Source organism: Rhodococcus sp. OK302 (genome assembly GCF_002245895.1).
Taxonomy (GTDB): domain Bacteria; phylum Actinomycetota; class Actinomycetes; order Mycobacteriales; family Mycobacteriaceae; genus Rhodococcus_F.
On the sequence record NZ_NPJZ01000002.1, the window covers coordinates 648,384 to 668,824 of the forward strand.

General features: G+C 61.5%; 18 protein-coding genes and 2 pseudogenes. 16 read left to right on the forward strand and 4 right to left on the reverse strand.

Translation table 11 applies throughout. The features are described from left to right. Positions 1-215 precede the first annotated feature (215 nt). Positions 216-1,466, forward strand: coding sequence for an amidohydrolase (locus BDB13_RS31005; RefSeq protein ID WP_094275954.1), 1,251 nt, complete (start codon positions 216-218; stop codon positions 1,464-1,466). Between the two features lie 67 nt (positions 1,467-1,533). Here BDB13_RS31005 and BDB13_RS31010 read toward each other — a convergent pair whose 3' ends face one another. From BDB13_RS31010 to BDB13_RS31020, 3 genes are read right to left on the reverse strand one after another with little or no spacing between them, the layout of a single operon-like run. Then, the gene (locus tag BDB13_RS31010; protein ID WP_094275791.1) at positions 1,534-3,126 is read right to left on the reverse strand and encodes a solute symporter family protein; all 1,593 of its coding nucleotides are present in this window, start codon (positions 3,124-3,126) and stop codon (positions 1,534-1,536) included. Then, the gene (locus BDB13_RS31015) at positions 3,123-3,449 is read right to left on the reverse strand and encodes a DUF485 domain-containing protein (RefSeq protein ID WP_094275792.1); all 327 of its coding nucleotides are present in this window, start codon (positions 3,447-3,449) and stop codon (positions 3,123-3,125) included. The genes BDB13_RS31010 and BDB13_RS31015 overlap by 4 nt, the downstream gene beginning before the upstream one ends. Continuing rightward, on the reverse strand, positions 3,446-3,925 hold the full coding sequence (locus BDB13_RS31020; protein ID WP_254923156.1) for a nuclear transport factor 2 family protein: 480 nt from the start codon (positions 3,923-3,925) through the stop codon (positions 3,446-3,448). Before BDB13_RS31020 ends, BDB13_RS31015 begins: the two co-directional genes overlap by 4 nt. Before the next feature lie 155 nt (positions 3,926-4,080). Here BDB13_RS31020 and BDB13_RS31025 point away from each other — a divergent pair, with 155 nt between their 5' ends. The 11 genes and pseudogenes from BDB13_RS31025 to BDB13_RS31075 all read left to right on the forward strand — a co-directional run bounded on the left by BDB13_RS31025 (position 4,081) and on the right by BDB13_RS31075 (position 15,428). Next, on the forward strand, positions 4,081-4,686 hold the full coding sequence (locus BDB13_RS31025) for a TetR/AcrR family transcriptional regulator (RefSeq protein WP_094275794.1): 606 nt from the start codon (positions 4,081-4,083) through the stop codon (positions 4,684-4,686). A 131-nt stretch (positions 4,687-4,817) separates the two neighbouring features. Beyond that, on the forward strand, positions 4,818-6,011 hold the full coding sequence (locus BDB13_RS31030; RefSeq protein WP_094275955.1) for an acyl-CoA dehydrogenase family protein: 1,194 nt from the start codon (positions 4,818-4,820) through the stop codon (positions 6,009-6,011). Then, on the forward strand, positions 6,008-6,784 hold the full coding sequence (locus tag BDB13_RS31035; protein ID WP_094275795.1) for a hypothetical protein: 777 nt from the start codon (positions 6,008-6,010) through the stop codon (positions 6,782-6,784). The genes BDB13_RS31030 and BDB13_RS31035 overlap by 4 nt, the downstream gene beginning before the upstream one ends. Continuing rightward, positions 6,781-7,638 (forward strand): alpha/beta fold hydrolase, encoded by an 858-nt coding sequence (locus BDB13_RS31040; RefSeq protein WP_094275796.1) that lies wholly within the window; start codon positions 6,781-6,783, stop codon positions 7,636-7,638. Before BDB13_RS31035 ends, BDB13_RS31040 begins: the two co-directional genes overlap by 4 nt. Further along, positions 7,635-9,317, forward strand: a complete 1,683-nt coding sequence (locus BDB13_RS31045) for an AMP-binding protein (RefSeq protein ID WP_094275797.1) — start codon at positions 7,635-7,637, stop codon at positions 9,315-9,317. The genes BDB13_RS31040 and BDB13_RS31045 overlap by 4 nt, the downstream gene beginning before the upstream one ends. Then, positions 9,310-10,547: pseudogene (locus tag BDB13_RS31050) on the forward strand (acetyl-CoA C-acetyltransferase). Before BDB13_RS31045 ends, BDB13_RS31050 begins: the two are co-directional and overlap by 8 nt. Further along, entirely contained in the window at positions 10,544-11,752 is a 1,209-nt protein-coding gene (locus BDB13_RS31055) for a CoA transferase (protein ID WP_094275798.1), read from the forward strand. Before BDB13_RS31050 ends, BDB13_RS31055 begins: the two are co-directional and overlap by 4 nt. Next, on the forward strand, positions 11,749-12,606 hold the full coding sequence (locus BDB13_RS31060; protein WP_176459756.1) for an HpcH/HpaI aldolase/citrate lyase family protein: 858 nt from the start codon (positions 11,749-11,751) through the stop codon (positions 12,604-12,606). Before BDB13_RS31055 ends, BDB13_RS31060 begins: the two co-directional genes overlap by 4 nt. Next, positions 12,603-13,597: pseudogene (locus BDB13_RS31065) on the forward strand (MaoC family dehydratase). The gene BDB13_RS31060 and the pseudogene BDB13_RS31065 overlap by 4 nt, the downstream one beginning before the upstream one ends. A gap of 203 nt (positions 13,598-13,800) precedes the next feature. Then, positions 13,801-14,334, forward strand: a complete 534-nt coding sequence (locus BDB13_RS31070) for an enoyl-CoA hydratase-related protein (protein WP_094275800.1) — start codon at positions 13,801-13,803, stop codon at positions 14,332-14,334. Positions 14,335-14,621: 287 nt separating this feature from the next. After that, a complete protein-coding gene (locus tag BDB13_RS31075; RefSeq protein ID WP_094275801.1) occupies positions 14,622-15,428 on the forward strand; it encodes a FadR/GntR family transcriptional regulator in 807 nt (268 codons plus the stop codon). Positions 15,429-15,547: 119 nt separating this feature from the next. Here the strand turns inward: BDB13_RS31075 and BDB13_RS32550 are convergent, their stop codons facing one another. Next, on the reverse strand, positions 15,548-15,793 hold the full coding sequence (locus tag BDB13_RS32550; protein ID WP_176459825.1) for a hypothetical protein: 246 nt from the start codon (positions 15,791-15,793) through the stop codon (positions 15,548-15,550). Between the two features lie 891 nt (positions 15,794-16,684). On the opposite strand from BDB13_RS32550, the gene BDB13_RS31090 reads away from it, so the two are divergent. From BDB13_RS31090 to BDB13_RS31105, 4 genes are all read left to right on the forward strand, one after another. Next, complete coding sequence (locus BDB13_RS31090) at positions 16,685-17,518, forward strand: mycofactocin-coupled SDR family oxidoreductase (RefSeq protein ID WP_094275803.1); 834 nt, start codon at positions 16,685-16,687, stop codon at positions 17,516-17,518. 238 nt (positions 17,519-17,756) lie between these two features. Continuing rightward, positions 17,757-18,986, forward strand: a complete 1,230-nt coding sequence (locus tag BDB13_RS31095) for a cytochrome P450 (RefSeq protein ID WP_094275804.1) — start codon at positions 17,757-17,759, stop codon at positions 18,984-18,986. A 42-nt stretch (positions 18,987-19,028) separates the two neighbouring features. Beyond that, positions 19,029-19,415, forward strand: a complete 387-nt coding sequence (locus tag BDB13_RS31100) for an ester cyclase (RefSeq protein ID WP_094275805.1) — start codon at positions 19,029-19,031, stop codon at positions 19,413-19,415. Between the two features lie 81 nt (positions 19,416-19,496). Next, the gene (locus BDB13_RS31105) at positions 19,497-20,438 is read left to right on the forward strand and encodes a PDR/VanB family oxidoreductase (protein ID WP_094275806.1); all 942 of its coding nucleotides are present in this window, start codon (positions 19,497-19,499) and stop codon (positions 20,436-20,438) included. Positions 20,439-20,441 lie beyond the last annotated feature (3 nt).

Sequence of the window (20,441 nt, forward strand, 5' to 3'; positions counted from 1 at the left end):
TCAGGACCACGATGCTCGACTGTCGTGGCGGTGGCGACTCCATGACGATCCACTGAGGTTGTTGGCCTCTTTTTTGCAGGGCGACGCACCGCCGCACGGCGTAGCGTGAAGAACGCTGGGCAGCAACGGCATTCGTCCGCCGTATCCAGGAACAACCTAGGCAGGGCGCGCGGCGTTCACGTCTGGCTTCGCCGACGGAAGGAGAAGTGATGTCCATGAACTCGCGTAGCGCGACGGTGTTGGCCGGGCTGGCTGGTGTCCGAGGTTGGCAGGAAGATCTCTACCGGGACCTGCACGAGCATCCGGAACTCTCGCATCAGGAACATCGCACGGCGGGCATCGTCGCGAAAAGGTTACGTGCGACAGGGTTTTCGGTGCACGCGGGAATCGGTGGTACCGGGGTGGTCGGGGTGTTGCGGGGCGGTGACGGTCCGACTGTGCTGTTGCGGGCCGACATGGATGCCCTTCCCATCCGGGAGGCGACGGGTCTGCCGTACGCCAGCACGGGTACTGCGTCGGATGCGGCCGGGGACGAGGTGCCGGTCATGCACGCATGCGGTCACGATGTCCACGTCGCCTGCCTGCTCGGCGCAGCGCAGCTGCTCGCCGACGCAGTAGAACACTGGAACGGCACCCTGATCGCTCTGTTCCAACCAGCTGAGGAGGTCGGCGACGGTGCCCGAGCAATGGTCGACGATCGGCTGGGAGAGCTGTTCCCGACGGTCGATGTCGCCCTCGGACAGCATGTGTTGCCTGCTCCGGCGGGGGTGGTGGGCACCCGCAGCGGGCCGGTCCTGTCCGCGGCCGACAGCATGCGGATCATCGTCCACGGGCGCGGTGGCCACGGATCCATGCCGCAGGCGACGGTCGATCCGGTGGTGTTGGCGGCGATGATCGTCGTCCGGTTGCAGACCGTGATCTCGAGGGAAACGGTTCCGGGGGAACCCGCGGTCCTCACGGTCGGGCGTATCGCTGCCGGAACGAAGAGCAATGTGATCGCCGATCATGCGGTCCTCGAGCTCAATGTCAGGACGTACAGCGAGGCGACTCGTACGGCGATCCTCGATGCGATCCGCCGGATCGTCGTCGCGGAATGTCAGGCTTCGCGGTCGCCGAAGGACCCGGAGTTCGAGTTGTTCGACCGTTTTCCGTTGACCGCCAACGACTCTGATGCGACTGCTCGGGTCGCCGCAGCCTTCGTTGGGTATTTCGGCGAGCGCAGTGTGGTGTTGCCGATGCAGACGGCGAGTGAGGATTTCAGTGACATTCCGACGGCTCTGGGTGTGCCGTACACGTATTGGGGTTTCGGTGGAATCGACCCTGACGTCTACCGGCGGGCCGAGCTGGCGGGTCGGGTGTCGGAGGATGTTCCGGTCAATCACTCGGCTGTTTTCGCGCCGGTGATCCAACCTACGCTCGATACCAAAACCGAGGCGCTGGTCGTCGCTGCACTGGCCTGGCTGTGACACGGCGGAGTGGGTCCGCTCGTTTTATGCGGACCCACGCCCTTCATCTACCGTGGATCAGGCGCTACTACGGCCGAACCTCGGCCAGTTCTGCGCCGATGCCGGTTTCTGCACGCACGAGCATTTCGGCAAACTTTTCGGCTCGCTCTGGTGAGGGGCCGTGTCGTTTCTCGCCGAGCAGGGAACCGATGATCGCTGCGGCCGCGCCCAGCGGCAACGTGATGATGATGGGTAGCTGGATTGTCAGAGGTGCCGGTCCGCTGCCGAGCCACAGTGCTTCGGTGAACATCAGGCTGACAACGGTTGATACCAGTCCGACGGAGATTCCCCAGACTGCGCCGGTGCTGTTGAACCGTCGCCAGTTGAGGCTGAGCAGCAGACTCGGCAGGTGGGCGCTGCCAGCGACCATGAACGCCATCCCCATGAAGTAGGTGATGTTAGTGGAGTCACCGATGAGCATGGTCAAGATGACGGCGAAGATACTGAATCCCACTGCGGCGTAGCGGGCGACTTTTGCGTCGCGGACATCGTTCTCGTCGTCGTTGTTTCGGGTCAGGCTGGGCCAGACGTCGCGTGCGAATGTTCCTGCGGCAGAGATCACGACGCCTGCGACGACGGCGACGATGCTGGCGAAGGCGACAGCCGCGACCAATGCCAGTGCGATGGAACCGCCGATCGTGCCGACTCCACCACCGAGTTCGGTGACCAGGGTCGGCGCTGCGAGGTTGCCGCCTGCGCCGACTCGCGCTGCACCGTCGGGCCCGAGTATTGCTGCGGCACCGAATCCCATCACGATGACGATCAGGTAGAACATGCTGCACAGTCCGACTGTCCAGCCGATCGATTTTCTGGCTGTACCAGCGTCTGGGACGGTGAAGAAGCGGATCAGGATGTGTGCCATGCCGGCGGTGCCGAGTGCGAATGCCAGTGAGTAGGAGACCAGGTTGAGTGCTCCGGTCTGGCCGAAGATCAGTCCGGGGGAGAGGATCGCGTCGCCCGCTGCGGCGTTGTCGGTGGCACCGGAGAGCATGCGGGGCAGGCTGAAGCCGAATTTGGTGAGGATGCCCAGGGCGACGACGACGGCGAGTGTAGCCAAGATCGTCGACTTGATCACCTGCACCCATGTTGTGGCGAGCATGCCGCCGACGAAGACGTAGATGCCCATGAGTGTTCCGGCGACCACGACGGACAGGCCGAAGGGGATGCCGGACACCGATTGCAGGAGCACTCCTGCTGCGACGAGCTGTGCGAGCAGGACGAATGTGCCAGTGACGATCGTACTGAAGGCGACGACGATTCGAACGCGCCGTGCACCGGTTCTGAAGACGAGAACGTCTGCAAGAGTGAACTTTCCGACGTTGCGCATTTTCTCCGCAAGGAGGAACAGTACCGGGAGGAACGAGACGACGGAGGTGCAGAGAATGACCGCGCCGTCGACGCCCTTGTAGAAGATGAGGCCCGTGGTGCCCAGGAAGCTTCCGGCGGAGATGAATTCACCGGCGATGGCGAATCCGTTCTGCCATCCGGTGATCGATCGTCCAGCGGCGAAGAACCCGTCGGCGCTGCGGCTACGGCGGGAGGCGGCGAACGTGACCCACAGGGTGAGAGATATGACGGCGATGCAGACACCTATCGCCAGGAAATTCGGTTCGGTGATCATACGACTTTCTCCTTGGCGTGATGCTCGATGGCATGTATCGCTGCGGCGGTAGCCGGTTCGATGTAAGTGCGGGAAAGCCGGAAGTATGCGTACACCAGGGCCCAGGTTCCGGCGAACTGTGAGAACACCACCCATAGCGACAGAGGTATGCCCAAGAGTTCGTTTTCACCGAGCAGCGTAGGGAAGTATGCGAAGCCGACGAGGAAGCCGCCGAACATTGTGACCGCCACCAGGCCGAGGGCAGTGGTCACCGTGCGACGGCGTCGCCGAAGTTCGATGAATTCCGGCAGCATGAGGATGGGTAGCCATGCACGCGTGCTCATGGGTGTACCGCTGCGCGCTTGGCGGTGTCCAGTGCGAACTGGTTCTCGGCCCAGCCTTCTTCGAGTGGTCCGAAGAAGTGGAATCGAACTTGTTTGACTCGGTAAAGCCAGTGCCCGTCGATTTTGACGAGCGTGTCCGTGTAGCGGCCGGCAGCAATGGAGGCAACGCCGTCCGAGACGCACGGTTGCCACAGGAATGATCGAACGGTGGCGGTGTCGCCGTGGAGGTCGATCTCCATGTTGGTGATGAAGTGCCAGAAATCGCTGAGCCCACCGTCGGCAAGTCCGGCGAAGAACGCCTTCATCTCCGCTTTGCCTACCGGGTGTGAGAGTCCGTCGAAAGCACCGTCTTCGGTGAACAGAGTCATCAGGTCGTCCCAGTTGCCGTCGTCGAGATGTCGGCAGTATTGCGCGTCGAGGTAGCGGATCGCTTCGAGATCCTCCAATCGCGCGATTCTTTCTTCGAGAGTGCTCAACGCCCTTACCTCCAAGTGTTGGTGAGTGAAGTTGACGGGACGAGACATTAACGCCCGTTCATGTGATTTGGACCATAATCCATCTGGAGGGGCGCCGTCAACACCCAGGAAACTGCCGCTTGCACGGTCTTTGAGTTGCGCCATAGTCTTTGCGTATGAACAGTCGATCAACAAACGTAGACACCCGGAGCGTGCGTCAGCGGATCCTTGATACTGCGTTGCAGGAATTCTTCGACTTCGGTTTTCATGCGGCGACCCTGCGCAATATCGCTAAAAGTGCAGGTTGTAGCGCTGCAAACGTCTACAACCATTTCGAGAACAAGGACGAAATACTGGTTGAAATACTGAGGGCAGCCAGTGATGAGCAGTTCACTGCAACCCGCAATGCCATTCGTAAGGCGGGGGCGTCTCCGTCTGCGCAATGGGCGGCGGCAGTTGAAGCGCACGCGTTGTATACGGCATCGAATGCCCAGGCGTGTCTCGTGGCGAACACCGAGTTGAGGTATCTGGACGAGGTGGATCGAAAGCGAGTGGTGGGCTCGCGCGATGCCCAGGAACATCAGTTCATTGCGATCGCGGAAGCGGGTGTGAACTGCGGAGAGTTCGTGATCCCGCTTGTTCATCAAGCAGTGACTGCGGTGTTGACGATGTGTTCGGGCATTGCGCTCTGGTATCGAGACGACGGTCCACTGTCTGCGCGGGAGGTTGCCAGGTCGTACGGCCAATATGGGCTGAATCTGGTCGGATACCGGCAGGCCTGATGTCGCGTCAATTGGTGGGTGCAGCTGGGGTGTCGTTGACGCACTCGCGGCCCGCATGCTCTACTTGGTGAACAAGCGTTAATGTGATGCGTCGTAATTTGTGGACGCACGACAGTCACCAGGAGCATGTCATGACTCATCGACCGTCTCAGCCGCGCACCGATTCCCCGAGGTACCTCACCGATGACCGATTGGCTATCCGCGATCTGGCCCGGGACTTCGCGATGACGCAGGTACTCCCGGTCGCGAACGAACTTGATCCCCTGCAAGGCGCCATTCCGGATTCGCTGAAGAAGGCAATGTCAGAGGTCGGTTTCTTCGGAATCATGATTCCCGAAGAACATGGCGGCCTCGGACTCGGAGTCTTCGAATACTGTCTCGTCGCCGAGGAACTCTCTCGCGCGTGGATGAGTGTCTCGGGACTGCTGGCGCGAGGAAACGGGATGGGAGGCGGTTTCACCCCCGAACAAGAGGCTGCGCTGCTCCCGAAAGTAGCCAGCGGCGACTACCTCGGAGCGTATGCACTCTCGGAAGCCGAGGCAGGGTCCGACGTTGCCAATATTTCGTGCCGCGCAACCCGCAGCGGCGACGACTGGATTATCAACGGCACCAAGATGTGGTGCACCTACGCCGACGAGGCCGACTATCTCGTCCTGTTCGCGCGAACGGATCCACAGAAGGATCCGGCCAAACCGCACCGCGGCATCAGTGCATTCCTCATCGACAAAGAACGAGGAGTCCTCCCCGAGGGCATCAGCGGCACCAAAATACGCAAGATCGGCTATTTCGGCTGGAGCACTTGGGAACTCGCGTTCGATAACTTCCGCGTCCCCGCCGTGAATATGCTCGGCGAGGAGGGTAAAGGCTTCTACCTCGCGGTCAGCGGTCTCGAAGTCGGTCGTGCGCACACCGCCGCCCGAGCAATCGGCTTGGCCAGAGCGGCCCTCGAGGACTCCATCGCCTACATGCACACCCGCCGCCAATTCGGCCATCCCATCGCAGATTTTCAGCACCTTCGCTTCAAGATCGCCAAGATGGCCGCCGATATCGAAGCTGCCCGCCAGCTGATGTACGCCGTGGCCACCGACATCGACACCGGACGCCGCTGCTCGCTCGAAGCCTCGATGTGCAAGTTGGTTGCCACCGAAATGGCAGAACGCGTCACCAGCGAAGCCGTACAGATCCACGGCGGTGCCGGCTACACCACGGACTTCCAAGTCGAACGGCACTGGCGCGACGCACGACTGACGAAAATCTTCGAAGGCACGAGCGAAATTCAGATGCGAATCATCTCTGACGAACTGCTGGGACGGTCGCAGTCATGACGTCGATGACTACCGGCATTGCAGTCGGTGACACGTTCGCCTCACCGTTTCACCCGATCGGGGATCTACTGGGTGTGTTTGCTGCTCACCGTTCGGTACTGGAACAGGTAGGCGCAACCGGCATTGTTGCCGCTGGTCTATTGACCACGCCGGTGGCCCTGGGCGCCGTACGCACGGAACTGCAGTGGAGTCGTATCGTCGCGGTTACCGACCTCGACGCCGTCGGCGCCGAGACGGTGATCACCCGAGTCGCGAACCGGGACTCCGAGATCGAGGTCGATCGCCACGTTCGACTTCTCGACGAGGCCGGCAACACCCGCGAAGAAGGGGTCGAAACGTGGATCGCGCCGCGGACCGCAGCAGCGGGAGACGGTCCAGGCGCCGACTTCTGCACCGTGCGCTGGGGCGAAGCCTTGCGTGAATCCCTCAGTAAAGATGGGACATTCGCCGATTCGCTGGCGAACTGGGACGGAACGATCGGGTTGCGATGTATCGACGGACCCAGTCATGCACGCGAGGTCCATCTGCGTATCTATCGCGGCCGGATCGTCGACGTCACCAGGCGTACACCCAACGGCGCCACCTTCACCTTCATCACCACCGCCGAACGCTGGGTAGAGCTCGCCAGCGCTGAACGCAGCGATTTCATGCGCCGTGCAATCGCTGGTGAATTCTCCTCCAGCGGAGACGGTTACGAGTATCTACGACTGACCAAGCCTCTCGGAACAATCATCGAGCACGCCAGAATCATCGCGAAGGAGTCCCACGCATGATCGAAGCGAAGTATCTTCAGGTGGACGGAGCGCTCGGATTCGTCGAGATCGTGACACCGGAAAATGGTACTGCCGCAACATTACCCACGGTTCTGTGTCTGCACACCGCGGGTCAAAGCGGCGTTCAATGGCGCCACGTCGCCAGGGCGCTGTCCGAATTCGGTTACCGGGTGATCGTCCCGGATCTTCCCGGACATGGACGCTCCGAGCCCGCCGCACACGCACCGATCAGAAGCCTGAGTGTCTATGCTGACTGGCTCTGGAAGATCCTTGACCTTCTCGACGTACACGCACCGTTCGTCATCGGCTGCTCCATCGGCGGCAAACTCACTTTGGAACTGGCAACGAGGCCCTCACAGCCGCTCGCCGGAGCCATCGCCATGGAAGCCGAGGCCGCGCCAGGTCGCGTGAACGTCGACGGACTTCGACGCGAACTCGAAGATGTGGCCAGCCCCAGTCGCGCGGACCGGACCTACCTGGGCACACTGGCATCGATCGGCCGCGCAGTACCGGAAAGTCGAGCGCACGTCATCGCCACGATGCACAAACGCGAGGATCCGGAGATCTCCTCGACCGACCTTATCGGTTGGGGCACACACGATGTCCGAGACCGCCTCGGCGACATCACGTGCCCGATACACCTGATCGCCGGCGACGAGGACCCTTGGATCGACGCTCGGAGTGTCCAGTCCGCTGTTGACGCTATCAACGAGTCGAACCCAGGTCTTGCCCGCTACACCCTGCTCGAAGGTATCGGGCACTACCCGATGGAGGAAGTCGGCGACTTCGCCTCCGTCGCCCACCGCTGGTTGAGCGAGTTGAGTGCAGGCTCGACCGTGGAGGCAGTCTCGTGACGACACTCGCGCAATTTCTAACCGACCTGGTCGAATCGGATCCTCAGGCAGTTGCGACCTTCGATGTGGCCGGAGACCTCGTCCTGCCGACAACCCGCCGCGAGCTGGCTGACCGAGTTCGCGCACTGCGCACCGAGCTGCAAGCAGTTGGGGTCAATAGTGGCCAATGCATCGCAGTGCTGCTACCCAATTGGTCCGACACCATCGTCTGGCAGTTCGCGGCCGCTGAACTCGGGGCGCACGTGATCGGTGTGAACACTCGCTACAACACCCGCGAGATCGCGCACATCCTCGAATCAGCACGACCCTGCGTGGTTGCCGTAGCTGATCGATTCCACGGTCTCGATCTGTTCGCCACGCTCTCCGACGCACTGAACTCGGTCGAGCCGGCCACCGTGCCGGCGATCGCAGTCGTCAGCGGCGCTGCCGCATCGGTCGCCCCTGATCCGGGGCCGTTCGATCTCGGTGGCGGTTCCTGGAACGCCGGTAGCGCCGACACCGGATCCGTTCAGGTCGCGGCCACACCGAACAGGGCAGCTCCCACCGCAGCAGGCCTCGTGGCTGGCCCATTCGCCGACGACCCGCTCGCCGTTGCCTTCACAACATCCGGTTCCACCGGCACACCGAAACTCGCAGCACACCGGGAGAGCGCCGTCGTCGGGCACGCCCACGCCGACGCTGTAGCCCTGCGGATCCAACCCGGCGATGTCGCCCTGTGCGTTCTTCCCGTCTCAGGTGTATTCGGATTCAACACCGCGCTGGCGGGATTGGCCGGCGGCGCAGCGCTACTGATGGAACCTGTCTTCGACGCGGCCGCGACGCTTTCGCGGATGGAATCGTTGCGCGTGACGCATATCGTCGGCGGTGACGATCTTTGCGGCCAACTCCACGATCAATGGCAGATCACCGGAGGTGACCTGTCGTCGCTGAAGGTCCTCGGGATCGCCGATTTTCTCGGCCGCTCACACCAGATCGCGCGGTGGGCACGCGATCAGTTCGGATCCCTCACCACGGGGGTGTTCGGTTCCTCGGAGGTCTTCTCGCTGATGCTGCTGTGGGATCTCGACGATGCAGAGACCCTGCGATGGACAGGCGGCGGGCGACCCGTCTCCCCGAACATCGTAATCCGCATCGCCGATCCCTTCGACGACTCGGTGCTGCCGGACGGCGAGCAAGGTGAACTGCAAGTTCGCGGCCCCAACGTAGTCGATGCCTACCTCGGCAATCCCGGAGCAGCGGCCGCCGCATTCACCGCGGACGGATGGTTCCGCAGCGGCGATCTGGGCACCGCAACCGGCGACGGAGGGTACGCGTACATCTGCCGGATGGGCGACGTTCTCCGACTGCGTGGATTCCTCGTCGACCCCGCCGAGATCGAACAACGACTCGCCGAACACGCCGGGGTACGCCTGGCGAAGGTCGTCGGGATCACTGCAGCCGGTGGATACACACAAGCAATCGCGTTCGTCGTGCCCTCAGACACCGCGCCGCTCGATTCCGCAGAACTCAAGTCATGGTGTGCGTCAAGCCTGGCGGCCTTCAAAGTGCCCTCCGCAGTGCACATCATCGAAGACATGCCTACCACCGTAGGCGGCAACGGGACCAAGGTACGCGCCGTCGAACTGCGCGAATGGGCACAGCAATGGACCGACTACGAGAGGGACTTCCGACATGCCTGACACCACACCTGCACAGGCGCACGACGTTGTCGTCTGCGAACCGCTTCGTACTCCCGTCGGGCGGTACGGAGGTCAGTTCAAGGACGTCTCCGCAACCGACCTCGGCGCCCGTGTGGTCTCTGAGTTGCTCACCCGCACGGGGGTGGACCCCGCCGCTGTCGACGACGTTATTTTCGGCCAGTGCTATCCGAACGGGGAGGCTCCGGCCATCGGCCGTGTCGTCGCTCTGGACGCCGGACTTCCCGTCACCGTCCCTGGCCAGCAACTTGATCGACGCTGTGGCTCGGGCCTGCAAGCAGTCCTCGACGCCGCCATGCGCATCCAGACCGGCGTCGCCGAGATCGTGATCGCCGGCGGAGCCGAGTCGATGAGTCAAGCCGAGTACTACACGACCGCCATGCGCTGGGGCGCGAAAGGCTCACCCGCGACACTGCACGACCGGCTGGGACGCGGCCGCGTCACAGCAGGCGGCCGCAACTACCCCGTACCCGGAGGGATGCTCGAAACCGCCGAGAACCTGCGCCGCAAGTACAGCATCGGCCGCGACGAACAGGACGCGCTTGCCGTCGAATCTCATCGCCGCGCGGTGGCAGCCATCGACTCCGGCGTCTTCGCCGAGGAAATCGTCCCCATCGAGGTACCGGTCCGCAAAGCGAGCCACTGATCGTCGATCGCGACGAACATCCGCGAGCCGACACGACAATGCAGTCCTTGGCCAGATTGCGACCCGTCATGTCCGGTTCGGATCCCGCAGCCACTGTCACCGCCGGAAACGCGAGCGGGCAGAACGACGGCGCCGCAGCATGTCTGGTGACGTCCCGCGCCACCGCAGAGAGTCTGGGACTGCGTCCGTACGCCCGACTGGTTACCTGGGCAGTGGCCGGCGTCGAGCCGTCGGAGATGGGTATCGGCCCGGTGCCGTCCACCGCCAGGGCTCTCCAACGCGCCGGCCTCACCTTGGCTGACATCGATCTGATCGAGCTCAACGAAGCATTCGCCGCTCAGGCACTCGCCGTCACCCGCGAATGGAATTTCACCGCAACAGATTTCGAACGAACCAATGTCAACGGATCCGGGATATCGCTCGGCCATCCCGTCGGCGCTACCGGGGTCCGCATACTAACCACGCTGCTGCGCGAGATGGACAGGCGAGGCTCCCGATACGGCCTCGAAACCATGTGCATCGGAGGAGGTCAGGGCCTGACCGCAATCTTCGAGCGCACATCATGACCGCGCGTCCACTCGAGGGTGTTCGGGTGATCGACATGTGTACCTTCGTCGCCGGACCGACGGCAGGCCGTATGCTCGCCGAACTGGGAGCCGAGGTCATCCGCATCGACCCACTTCGCGGCGCCATCGATGCCGACCGCTGGCCCATCACGGACACCGGGGCGAGCCTGTACTGGGCCGGCCTCAACCAGGCGAAGAAATCGATTGCCGTCGACCTGCGCAGTGATACCGGCCGAGCGTTGGTCACTGACCTCATTGCCGAGGCCGGCGTGCTCCTCGAAAACGTCGCCCATGCACCATGGTTGGACAACAACAGCTTGACCAGTCGACGCAGCGATCTGATTCATCTGCACATCCAGGGCAACGCCGACGGCACCCCCGCGGTGGACTACACGGTCAATGCGGCGCTGGGACTTCCGCTCATGACCGGTCCGGTCGATTCCATCGCTCCGGTCAACCATGTATTGCCGGCGTGGGACATGATCACCGGCGTGCACGCCGCGCTCGGTATCGTCACTGCGCTGCGGCACCGCGAGCGCACAGGTGCCGGTTCCTACCTGGAACTGGCACTGGCCGACGTCGCATTGTCCGGGATCGCCGGCATGGGGTGGATCGCCGAAGCCGAGCAATCCACGGCGCGGCGCCCACGTCAGGGCAACGCTCTGTACGGTAGCTACGGCTCGGACTTTCCCACCGCTGACGGACGCTCGGTGATGGTCGTCGGTCTCACCGCCGGTCAGTGGAATGCCCTGGTCGAAGTGACCGGGACTGCTGACATCTTCGTTGCCCTCGAGAAGCAACGGTCTCTAGACCTGACGCTGTCGGCGGACAGATTCACTGCCCGACAGGCGATTACGGCGATCCTGCGGCCTTGGTTCGAAGCGCGAACGCTCGAGCAGATCGTGAACGACCTCGCGAATACCCGCGTGCTGTGGAGTCCCTATCGTGATCTCGGCGAAGTCGCCACCAAGCTCCGCGAGACCGACCAACACACGGCGGTGCAGGAGATCGAACATCCCGGCGCGGGTGCGATGCTCACCTCCCGTACCGCATTGCGATGGCAAGGACGGTACACCGACGCCGCCCCGTCACCACGACACGGTCAACACACCGCAGACGTCCTCGGATCCGTCCTCGGTCTCGATGCCGAACGAATCGAGGCGCTCGTGCGCAGCGCCGTCGTGGTCACCGACGAGGCGCCGTGAGAACCCGGCCGCAGATACGTCGGCGCACGGTGTTGGTCGCACCTGCATCGGACGAACGTAAAGCAACCAAGGCACTCGCCTCGACAGCGGACGAAGTGGTGCTCGACCTCGAAGACGCCGTGGCGCCGGCCGCCAAACACGACGCCCGCGTGACGATGCACCGAATGCTGTCCACGTTGTCCGCCGACCGAACAGTGTCGGTCCGAATCAACGGTCTCGAGACAAACTGGGCCCACGACGATCTTGATGCTTGTGCATCGCTCGGCAGCAAGCTACGCAGCATTATCGTTCCCAAAGCTGAGACCGCAAAACAACTCGACGAGGTCAGCGCGTCTCTGGCCGCGACGGATATCGGCGTACAAGCCTTGATCGAGACACCGGCCGGAATCGAGAACGTAACTCGAATCGCACGATCGAACTCGCGGCTAGAGTCGTTGATTCTCGGATACGCCGATCTCGGTGCCGCCCTCGGCCGCAGCGAGCGCGCCGGACCTGCGATGTGGTTGTCGCACCAGGACATCGTCCTGACTGCGGCTCGGGCTGCCGGGATCCATGCCATCGACGGCCCCTATCTCGGCATCTCCGACGACCCGCCATTTCGGCAGTGGGCTCAGTGGTCCAGTGACCTCGGTTTCGATGGAAAATGGGTCATCCACCCGAACCAGATCGATTCTGCGGAAACGATATTTACACCATCAGCTGATGCCGTCGCACACGCACACAGTGTATTGCGGGCTATGGCAGAGGCTGAGGCCAGAGGCGCCGGAGCGGCACAGCTCGACGGACGAATGCTCGACGAAGCCATCGCCGTATCGGCCCGCAGATTGCTGACACGAATCGGAGGAACATCATGACCGTCTCGCTCACCGGGGGACCGTACTTCGATCAGCTCACCGTCGGAACCGTCTACGACTCCGCCCCCTCCGTGACACTCACTGACGGCCTCGCCGCAGTCCACCATTCCATCCTCGGCAATCGGCTGCGGCTACCACTCGATACCCACCTCTCGAAATCCGTGACCGGAGAGCAGACTGCGCTCGCACATCCCGGGCTGGTCTGCGATGTCGCGATCGGGCAGTCCACTCTGGCAACGCACCATGTGATCGCCAACCTATTCTACCGAGGGCTCCGATTGCACAGGTTCCCGCACATCGGTGAAACACTGCACACGAGAACCGAAGTCGTTGCTCTCCGCGAAAACTCGCACAAGGCGGGCCGCGCTCCCAGTGGATTGGCAGCACTGCGCGTCACATCCACTGACCGGCACGGTGAGGTTATTCTCGACTTCTACCGCTGCGCGATGCTTCCCCTGAGCGACAACCCGGACCCGGGACGTGTCCGGCACAGCGACGACATGTCGTCCATCGGCCCGAGCGACGACCGGCCCTGGGGTATTCCGCAAGAGTGGGATCTGGATGTATACCGGAAGGAAACAGGGTCCCGGACCTTCGTGGCACCCACGCCCGGATGATCTATCGAAGCAGCGGCGACGTAGTCTCCAACGCGCCTGAGCTTGCCCGACTGAGCATGAATATCGCTGCAGTACATCATGATCAACGAGAACAAGGGGCCCGTCTCGTCTACGGTGGCCACACCATCGGCCTCGCACTCGGACAAGCGAACCGGGCTTTTCCGGACATGATTGGCATTCTGGGATGGGTATCGTGCGATCACACCGGGCCCGTTCGAGAAGGCGACACACTGACAAGTGATGTAACAGTGGAGTGGGTCGACGAGAAGGCCAATGGCAGTGTGGTGCACCTGCGGTCGGTCGTGCGCGCACAGCGAGACGATGGCAACGATCTTGACGTGCTGGACTGGCGTTTCGTGGCAGTGATGCCATGAACTGTTACTGCCGACTGCGAACCCGAGCGTTGCGCGCGGGGGTCTGACCAAGTAGGCGCACGGTCTTCTGTAGTGGTCGATGACGCGAGGAGGACCAGGTGCCGTCACCTCCTTCGTGGCCCGTCGCGTTGGGTGGCATCGACGCATAGAGGGTGTAGGCAATCTCCGACACTGAAGGGTTCAAATTCATCGACGGCCAGCTCATGACTGATGTCCTCTTGAGCGAGTTGATCGGCAACCCTCGTAACCCTCGTCGGCGGATCGGTGACTTGTCCGATCTGTCGACCAACGTCGAACGGCAACTCCAACCAGGCGTAGCCCTCACCAAAAACGTGGCTGAAAATCTCTCGACCGATGAAAAGCTCGTCGGTGCAGCAGGTTACATCGGCGTCAACGCTAACCGCCGTCTCGCAGCGTCGAAAGAGTTCGGCTGCACAGGTATGGATGTCGTTGTCCGTGACAGAATCGCGACAAGCTCGGAATCCATTCTCGAAGCCGCGATCATCGAGAACACCTCGCCGACAGCGGATAATGTCGTCGTCGACCGCGATGGCAGGACGACCCAGATGACCATCGGCTGTCCGGAGCGGATGAACGCGCTCGATGTCGATATCTTGCAGGCACTGAGCAGGGCGATCGTAGAGGCGGACGCTGACCCGAACACCCGAATGGTAGTCCAGGCAGGGACTGCGAGAGCGTTCTGCACGGGGTCTGATCTGACTCGACGAGCCCCTTGAGCTGAGCATGGATGCAGGGAATGCAGTGATTCGAAAAATCGCTTCGGCGTATCCCTCGTCTGCGCTGCGGACCGGACGTACGACGCCGCCAGTCGCCATCGGTGGCACAGGTTATGGGTTTCGGCATGATGATTCCCCATGCCGGGGGTGGTCGACCGATTAGGGCGGTGCCTCGTCTATACATCATGATAATCTCAAGCGAAGTCACAAGTGATCAATGCCATGGTGATGGTGACCTGTGAAGCTCAGGAATTTATCGGTGTGAATTATCTGGTGAGGATGGCGTGATGGTCGAACGCAGGGAGGGCGCGCTCAAGTCCGCGCAGGGGAGTGACCGCGCAATTCCGATTGGACCGGGCGGATCCTCTCTGCTGAGACCGCTTAAAGCGGCTGAGGTAGTCGCACGGAACATTGTCGGCGATATCCGAGCCCAGAACCTTGGCCCGGGGGACGGGTTGCCGTCGGAAGCAGCCATGCTCGTTCAATACGGCGTGAGTCGCGAGTCCCTCCGGGAAGGACTGCGCCTGCTCGAAGTTCAGGGAATGATTGCGATTCGGCGCGGTCCCGGCGGTGGTCCTGTGGTCGGTTCTGTGGGGGCTGCGCATCTCGGACGTGTCTCGGCATTGTTCTTCCATATGTCAGGTGCCACCTATCAGGAACTTTTCAAGGCGTGGGTATGGGCGGAGGGGGAACTCGCGGAGCGCGCAGCACGCCATCCTGATGCAGTTCTGCGCGCTGCGACGATGGAGCCCTTTATAGACGGCCACCAGCACGAATCCGGAGATGCTCTTGAGGGCTATCTCGAAGAGCATGCAGGGTTTCACAGGGCGGTTGCATCGTTGGTCTGTAACCGGGTCCTCGAACTGAGCCTGGAATCCTACGGCCAAATCGTAGCGCATCACGTCGCCATGGTGGATGATCCGCGTACCCTCCGGGACGTACTCGTCGATGATCACCACGGCATCGCCAGGGCGGTTGTGGCCGGGCATCCCAAACGGTCTCGCGATCTGATGGAGGAGCACTTGCGAGGTGTGGTCGACTACTGCCGAGAACGACTGGGCGGATCGCTTGACACTGCGGTCGAGTGGCTCTGACGCCTCACGTGACTTGGTGCAGGGCACCAGTGTTGCCCGCCGAGTAACCTGTACGAAAACGAAACACCGGGGTCCGGCCGAGGACGGTCACGCGGAAGATCCTCGTGGCCGGTCAGCGCTCAGGCGGCCTCTACCTGCCAGCGGGCCGGGTCGAAGGTGTCTCGCACAAACGCGCAGGCGATGCGGTTGGCGCGGTGCGCCAGCGAGCACCCGCCGACCCTGTTCGGCTTGCCGCGGGCCTTGGGTTCCGCGGCGTACTGCTTCGATGCCGGTTCATTGTGTCGCAGACCGAAACCGAGTTCGATCAGCGCACGGCGCAGTGGTAGGACCCTTCCGCGGCTGATGTGTCCGTGTGTCGGACCCACCTATCGGACCGGATTGCCCAGTGCCCCTGCATAATTGCCGACAGTCGCCGGTTATCGGCCGGGTACCGACATCAACGCCCAAGAATGGACTCGACGGGATCAGTTCCGCAATCCGGGCAGTCGCCTCGACGATCTGGATTTCTAGGTCGGGCAACAAGTTTCGATCCCTGGCGATGAGTTCCCCTGGCCACCGCCGGATGTGGGGCTGGTACCGCATTGTGGGTGGCCGCGACGATGTGCGCTGCCTCGACACTGGCCTTCGCCCCGTCATCGTGTCGACACCAACTTCTGTTGCGGAAAGAAGTAGTTCACGAACTGCGATTGATGCGCCTAGATCTTGTTGAGTAGCAACAGTTCCGCCGGTGCGTCGTAGTGCAGGTAGTCGTACGAGTAGAACTGTGGTCAGTACGGCGTTGACCATCGTGTGCGCGCCCGCACAGGCCCTCGCCCTCCGTGCGCGCACGGAGGTTGGAGTTCCCGGGACGTGAACGAGTCGAAGGGAATCTGCTGTCTCGCGCGCGACGTGACGATTGGTGAACTTGACTCCGTGGTCTTCAGTCGACCCCGAGCAGCGGGGACGGCAGGATTTTCGCGATCCCTTCCGCTACAGCTCGCCCATTCCCGAGCCTTGTTGGACGCGCTGCGGTTTCGGTTTGATTCGGTCGTGATGTTGATGGCCTCGATACCCTTGACATTCGAGTTCCTCATGAGCAATAGTGGGTACACGATGGCCGGGATGTGACAGGGCTAACAGAACTGACTAGCCGACGCTGGCTCTCGATCGCTGGTTGCGAAGGTCGGGCCCTCTGAGTCATTTCTTCCGCTTGATTACAGCCATTCATCGAAGTATCGGGCGTAACCGCCTGGACAGCTCTATAGGAGGCAATCAAAATGACACGGCTGGATGGCAAGATCGCGTTCATTACCGGGGCTGCTCGTGGACAAGGGCGCACCCACGCAGTCCGGCTCGCGCAGGAAGGTGCCGACATCGTCGCGGTGGATCTGTGTAAGCAGCAGGAAAACCTCGACTACACGTCGGGCACCCCCGAAGATCTCGAGGAGACTGTCCGACTGGTCGAGAAGGAAGGCCGTCGGATCATTGCGCGTGCAGCCGATGTGCGAGATCAAGCTTCGCTCGATGTGGTTGTCGAAGAGGCGCTTCGCGAGTTCGGTGGGATCGACATCCTCGTCTCCAACGCGGGCATCTCGAACCAAGGATCGGTAGTCGGACTCACGGATCAGCAGTGGGAAGACATCCTCGGCACCAATCTTGTTGGAGCCTGGCACTCGTGCCGGGCAGTTCTGCCTTCGATGATCGAGCGCGGCGTAGGTGGTTCGGTCATCTTCGTCAGCTCCACTGTCGGGCTCCGCGGTGCACCAGGGCAGGCGCATTACAGTGCCTCCAAGCACGGCATGCAGGGCCTGATGTTGTCGCTGGCCAACGAAGTGGGTCAGCACAGCATTCGGGTCAATTCGGTTAATCCTGGCGCCGTCAACACTGAAATGGCGATCAACGAGAGCCTGCTGAAGATGTTCCTCCCGGATATTGAGAATCCGACTCCCGCTGATGCCGCCGGCCTCTTCAGTAATCTCACGCTTCTTCCGATCCCGTGGGTGGAGCCCGAGGATGTGAGTAACGCGGTGTTGTGGCTGGCCTCGGATGAAGCCCGATTCGTCACTGGTGCAGCGATTCCCGTTGATGGTGGGCAGCTCGCGCGCGCTTGATTCAAGTATCGGCAGACATTTGATTGGAGTCGAAATGACAAACACGATAGCGGTAGATCACGACTACTGCCAGGCGCACGGTCGGTGCTACGCACTTTTCCCGACCTGTTCAATCCTGACGACGAGGGTCGTGCACAGGTCAAGAGCAACGGCAAGGTGCCGGACTCGAACTCGGTTGATGAGGTTCTCGCCGTGTGTCCCGAGGGCGCAATTACTTTAGTGAAGGCAGGATTTGAGAATGACTGAAGAGCTGCAGTCTGAGGCGACCTCAGCTGGTCGGTGCCCGGTTGATATGTGGTCACCGGAGTTCAACGAGAATTTTTGGCCCGAGATCAACCGCATGCAGAAGCTCGACGAACTGAGTGTCCACACGCAGGGCGATACGCCTTGTTTCGTCGCCACCCGATACGAGGATAACTTCAAAATTCTGCGGGACTGGAAGCGCTTCTCCTCGGAAGCAGGTGTCGCGATTCTCGGTCATGACAACCGTGCGGCACCTCCGAAGAATGAGGGCCGATTCCTCCCTGAGGACCTGGACCCACCGGCGCAAACGGAGTGGCGCAAACTTCTCAATCCTGAACTGACGGAAGAGAAGATGCGAGTCTTCGCACCGTCGATCACCGCAGAGATCGATACCTTCCTTGACGCAGGCATCGAGCGCGGCCGATTCAATGTCATGGAGGACTTCCTGCGGCCACTGCAGCTGCGCGCGGTCTTCAGTAATCTGCTTCAGCTCGAGGGCGACAAGATCGATGATTGGATGCAGTGGGCACACGACATCTTCGTCGGCGAAACTGCAGAAGCATCCGAAAATGCATTTGTCAGCCTCCATACAGCAATTGAATCGCTGGTGAAGGCGCGTACGGCGGAACCTCTTGAGGACGATCTGGTGAGCCTGGTGTGCCAGGTCAAGGAGATTGACGGCCGCGAGCCCACCCTGTCCGAACGTGTTGCTGTCGTTCTACCGCTCTCGATCGCCGGTTTGGAATCAACCGGAACGCTTCTCGGCGGAATTCTCCATCACCTCGCGACGCACCCGGACGACCTTGCCGAGCTGGTTCAGCATCCGGAATTGGTGCCCAACGCCGTAGAAGAAGGCCTTCGCATGTTCGCGAATGTCACTGCCCTGCAGCGCACTACCACGTGCCCGGTGTCGGTCGGACAGACCGACCTCGACGAGGGGGCCAAGGTGTGGACCTCTTACAACGCAGCGAACCGCGACGAAACGAAATTCCCGAATCCGCACAAGTGGGACTTGCACCGAGATGACAAGAACCACCTTGCCTTCAGTATCGGTCCGCACCGATGCTTGGGATCGAACTTCGCTCGCGTGATGATGATTCTTGTGCTGGAGCGGATGGTCGCAAAGGTGCCGGAGTTTGCACTGGTCGAGGGTCAGTCCATCGAATATCACTCGATGCCCACCCGCGGAATTCACGAGTTCGAAATCGAATTGCCGACAAAGTAATTTACCTGAACCTGTATCTCTGACATAAGGACTGAACATTCAATGACCAACTCGGCTCCCGAAGAATTGTTGGCGCAGGCACACAAGGTCGTCGACGCCTGGAACAACCTTGAACTCGACGTACTACGCGACCTCGTCGACGAGAATGTTGTTGTGGTGCACCAGAACCGCGGCGTCGCTGCAACTGGACGTGATCTGATGATCGCGACGGTAGAGCAGATGAAGCAGGTGTTCCCTGATCGCTCGATCGGTGAGACCACGCGTTGGGCGGTGACCGGTAATTCGGTCATGCGTGAGACGACATGGCAGGGAACCGCAACAGCGGATGTCCCCGGATTCGGCAAGGCTGGCGAGTTCTGCCAGCTCAACGTCCTGTCAATCATGACGTTCGAGAACGGCCGTTTGACCGAGTGGTGTGACTACGGATAAGCCACTGGGTACCCCTCGGAGCAGACTCGTCCTGCTTCGAGGGGTGTTCGGTACTTCGGACAAACTTTTGGGAAGTGAACAATGAATCTCGATCTTCGCATCGTCGGACGACGCATGATCGCCGACGGTGTCGTCGAACTGTCTCTCGAATCTGCGAGCGGTGATGCGCTACCCAGCTGGGAACCAGGCTCGCACATCGATATTCAGATGCGTGAGGGATTGGTTCGCCAATATTCACTCACTGGTTTCGGGTCCACCGAAACCCGTTGGGTCATCTCGGTCCTCCGGGAGCCGAACAGCCGTGGCGGTTCAGCGTTCGTTCACGATTCACTTGATGAACAGTCGTCCATTGCGGTGAGCCCACCACGCAATCATTTCGCCCTCACCGAGGCGCCGGCGTTCCAGTTTGTGGCCGGTGGTATCGGCATCACGCCGCTGATACCGATGATCGCGCAACTCGCTCGTGAAGACCGGGATTGGAACCTATTCTATGCCGGGCGGTCCCGGGCAAGTATGGCGTATCTGGAGGAGCTGGCCCGATTCGGGGACCGGGTTCAGATCTGGCCGGATGACGAACTTGGTATGCCCGATATCGAAGGGCTCGTAGGAGCTGTTTCCCCTGAGACCATCATCTACTCGTGTGGGCCGGAAGGTCTGCTGGCCAAGCTGGAAGAGGTTTGCGCGGCTGGCCCCGTGAAGCGGGTTCTGCGCACCGAGCGTTTTGTGGCAAGAGAGGTCGAACTGGACGGACCTGACCACGACATCGAGGTCGAGTTCGTGCAGTCGGGGATCACGGTCACCGTTTCGGCAGGTCAATCGATTCTCTCCGTGGCGGAGGCGAACGGCGTGGACATTCTGTCTTCGTGCAATGAGGGGACCTGCGGAACCTGTGAAACACCTGTGCTGGAGGGGATTCCGGACCACCGGGACTCGGTTCTGTCCAAGGAAGAGCGCGCCTGCGGCGAGACCATGATGCTGTGTGTTTCGCGGGCGCGCTCAGGCTCACTGCGTCTCGACGCCTAGAAG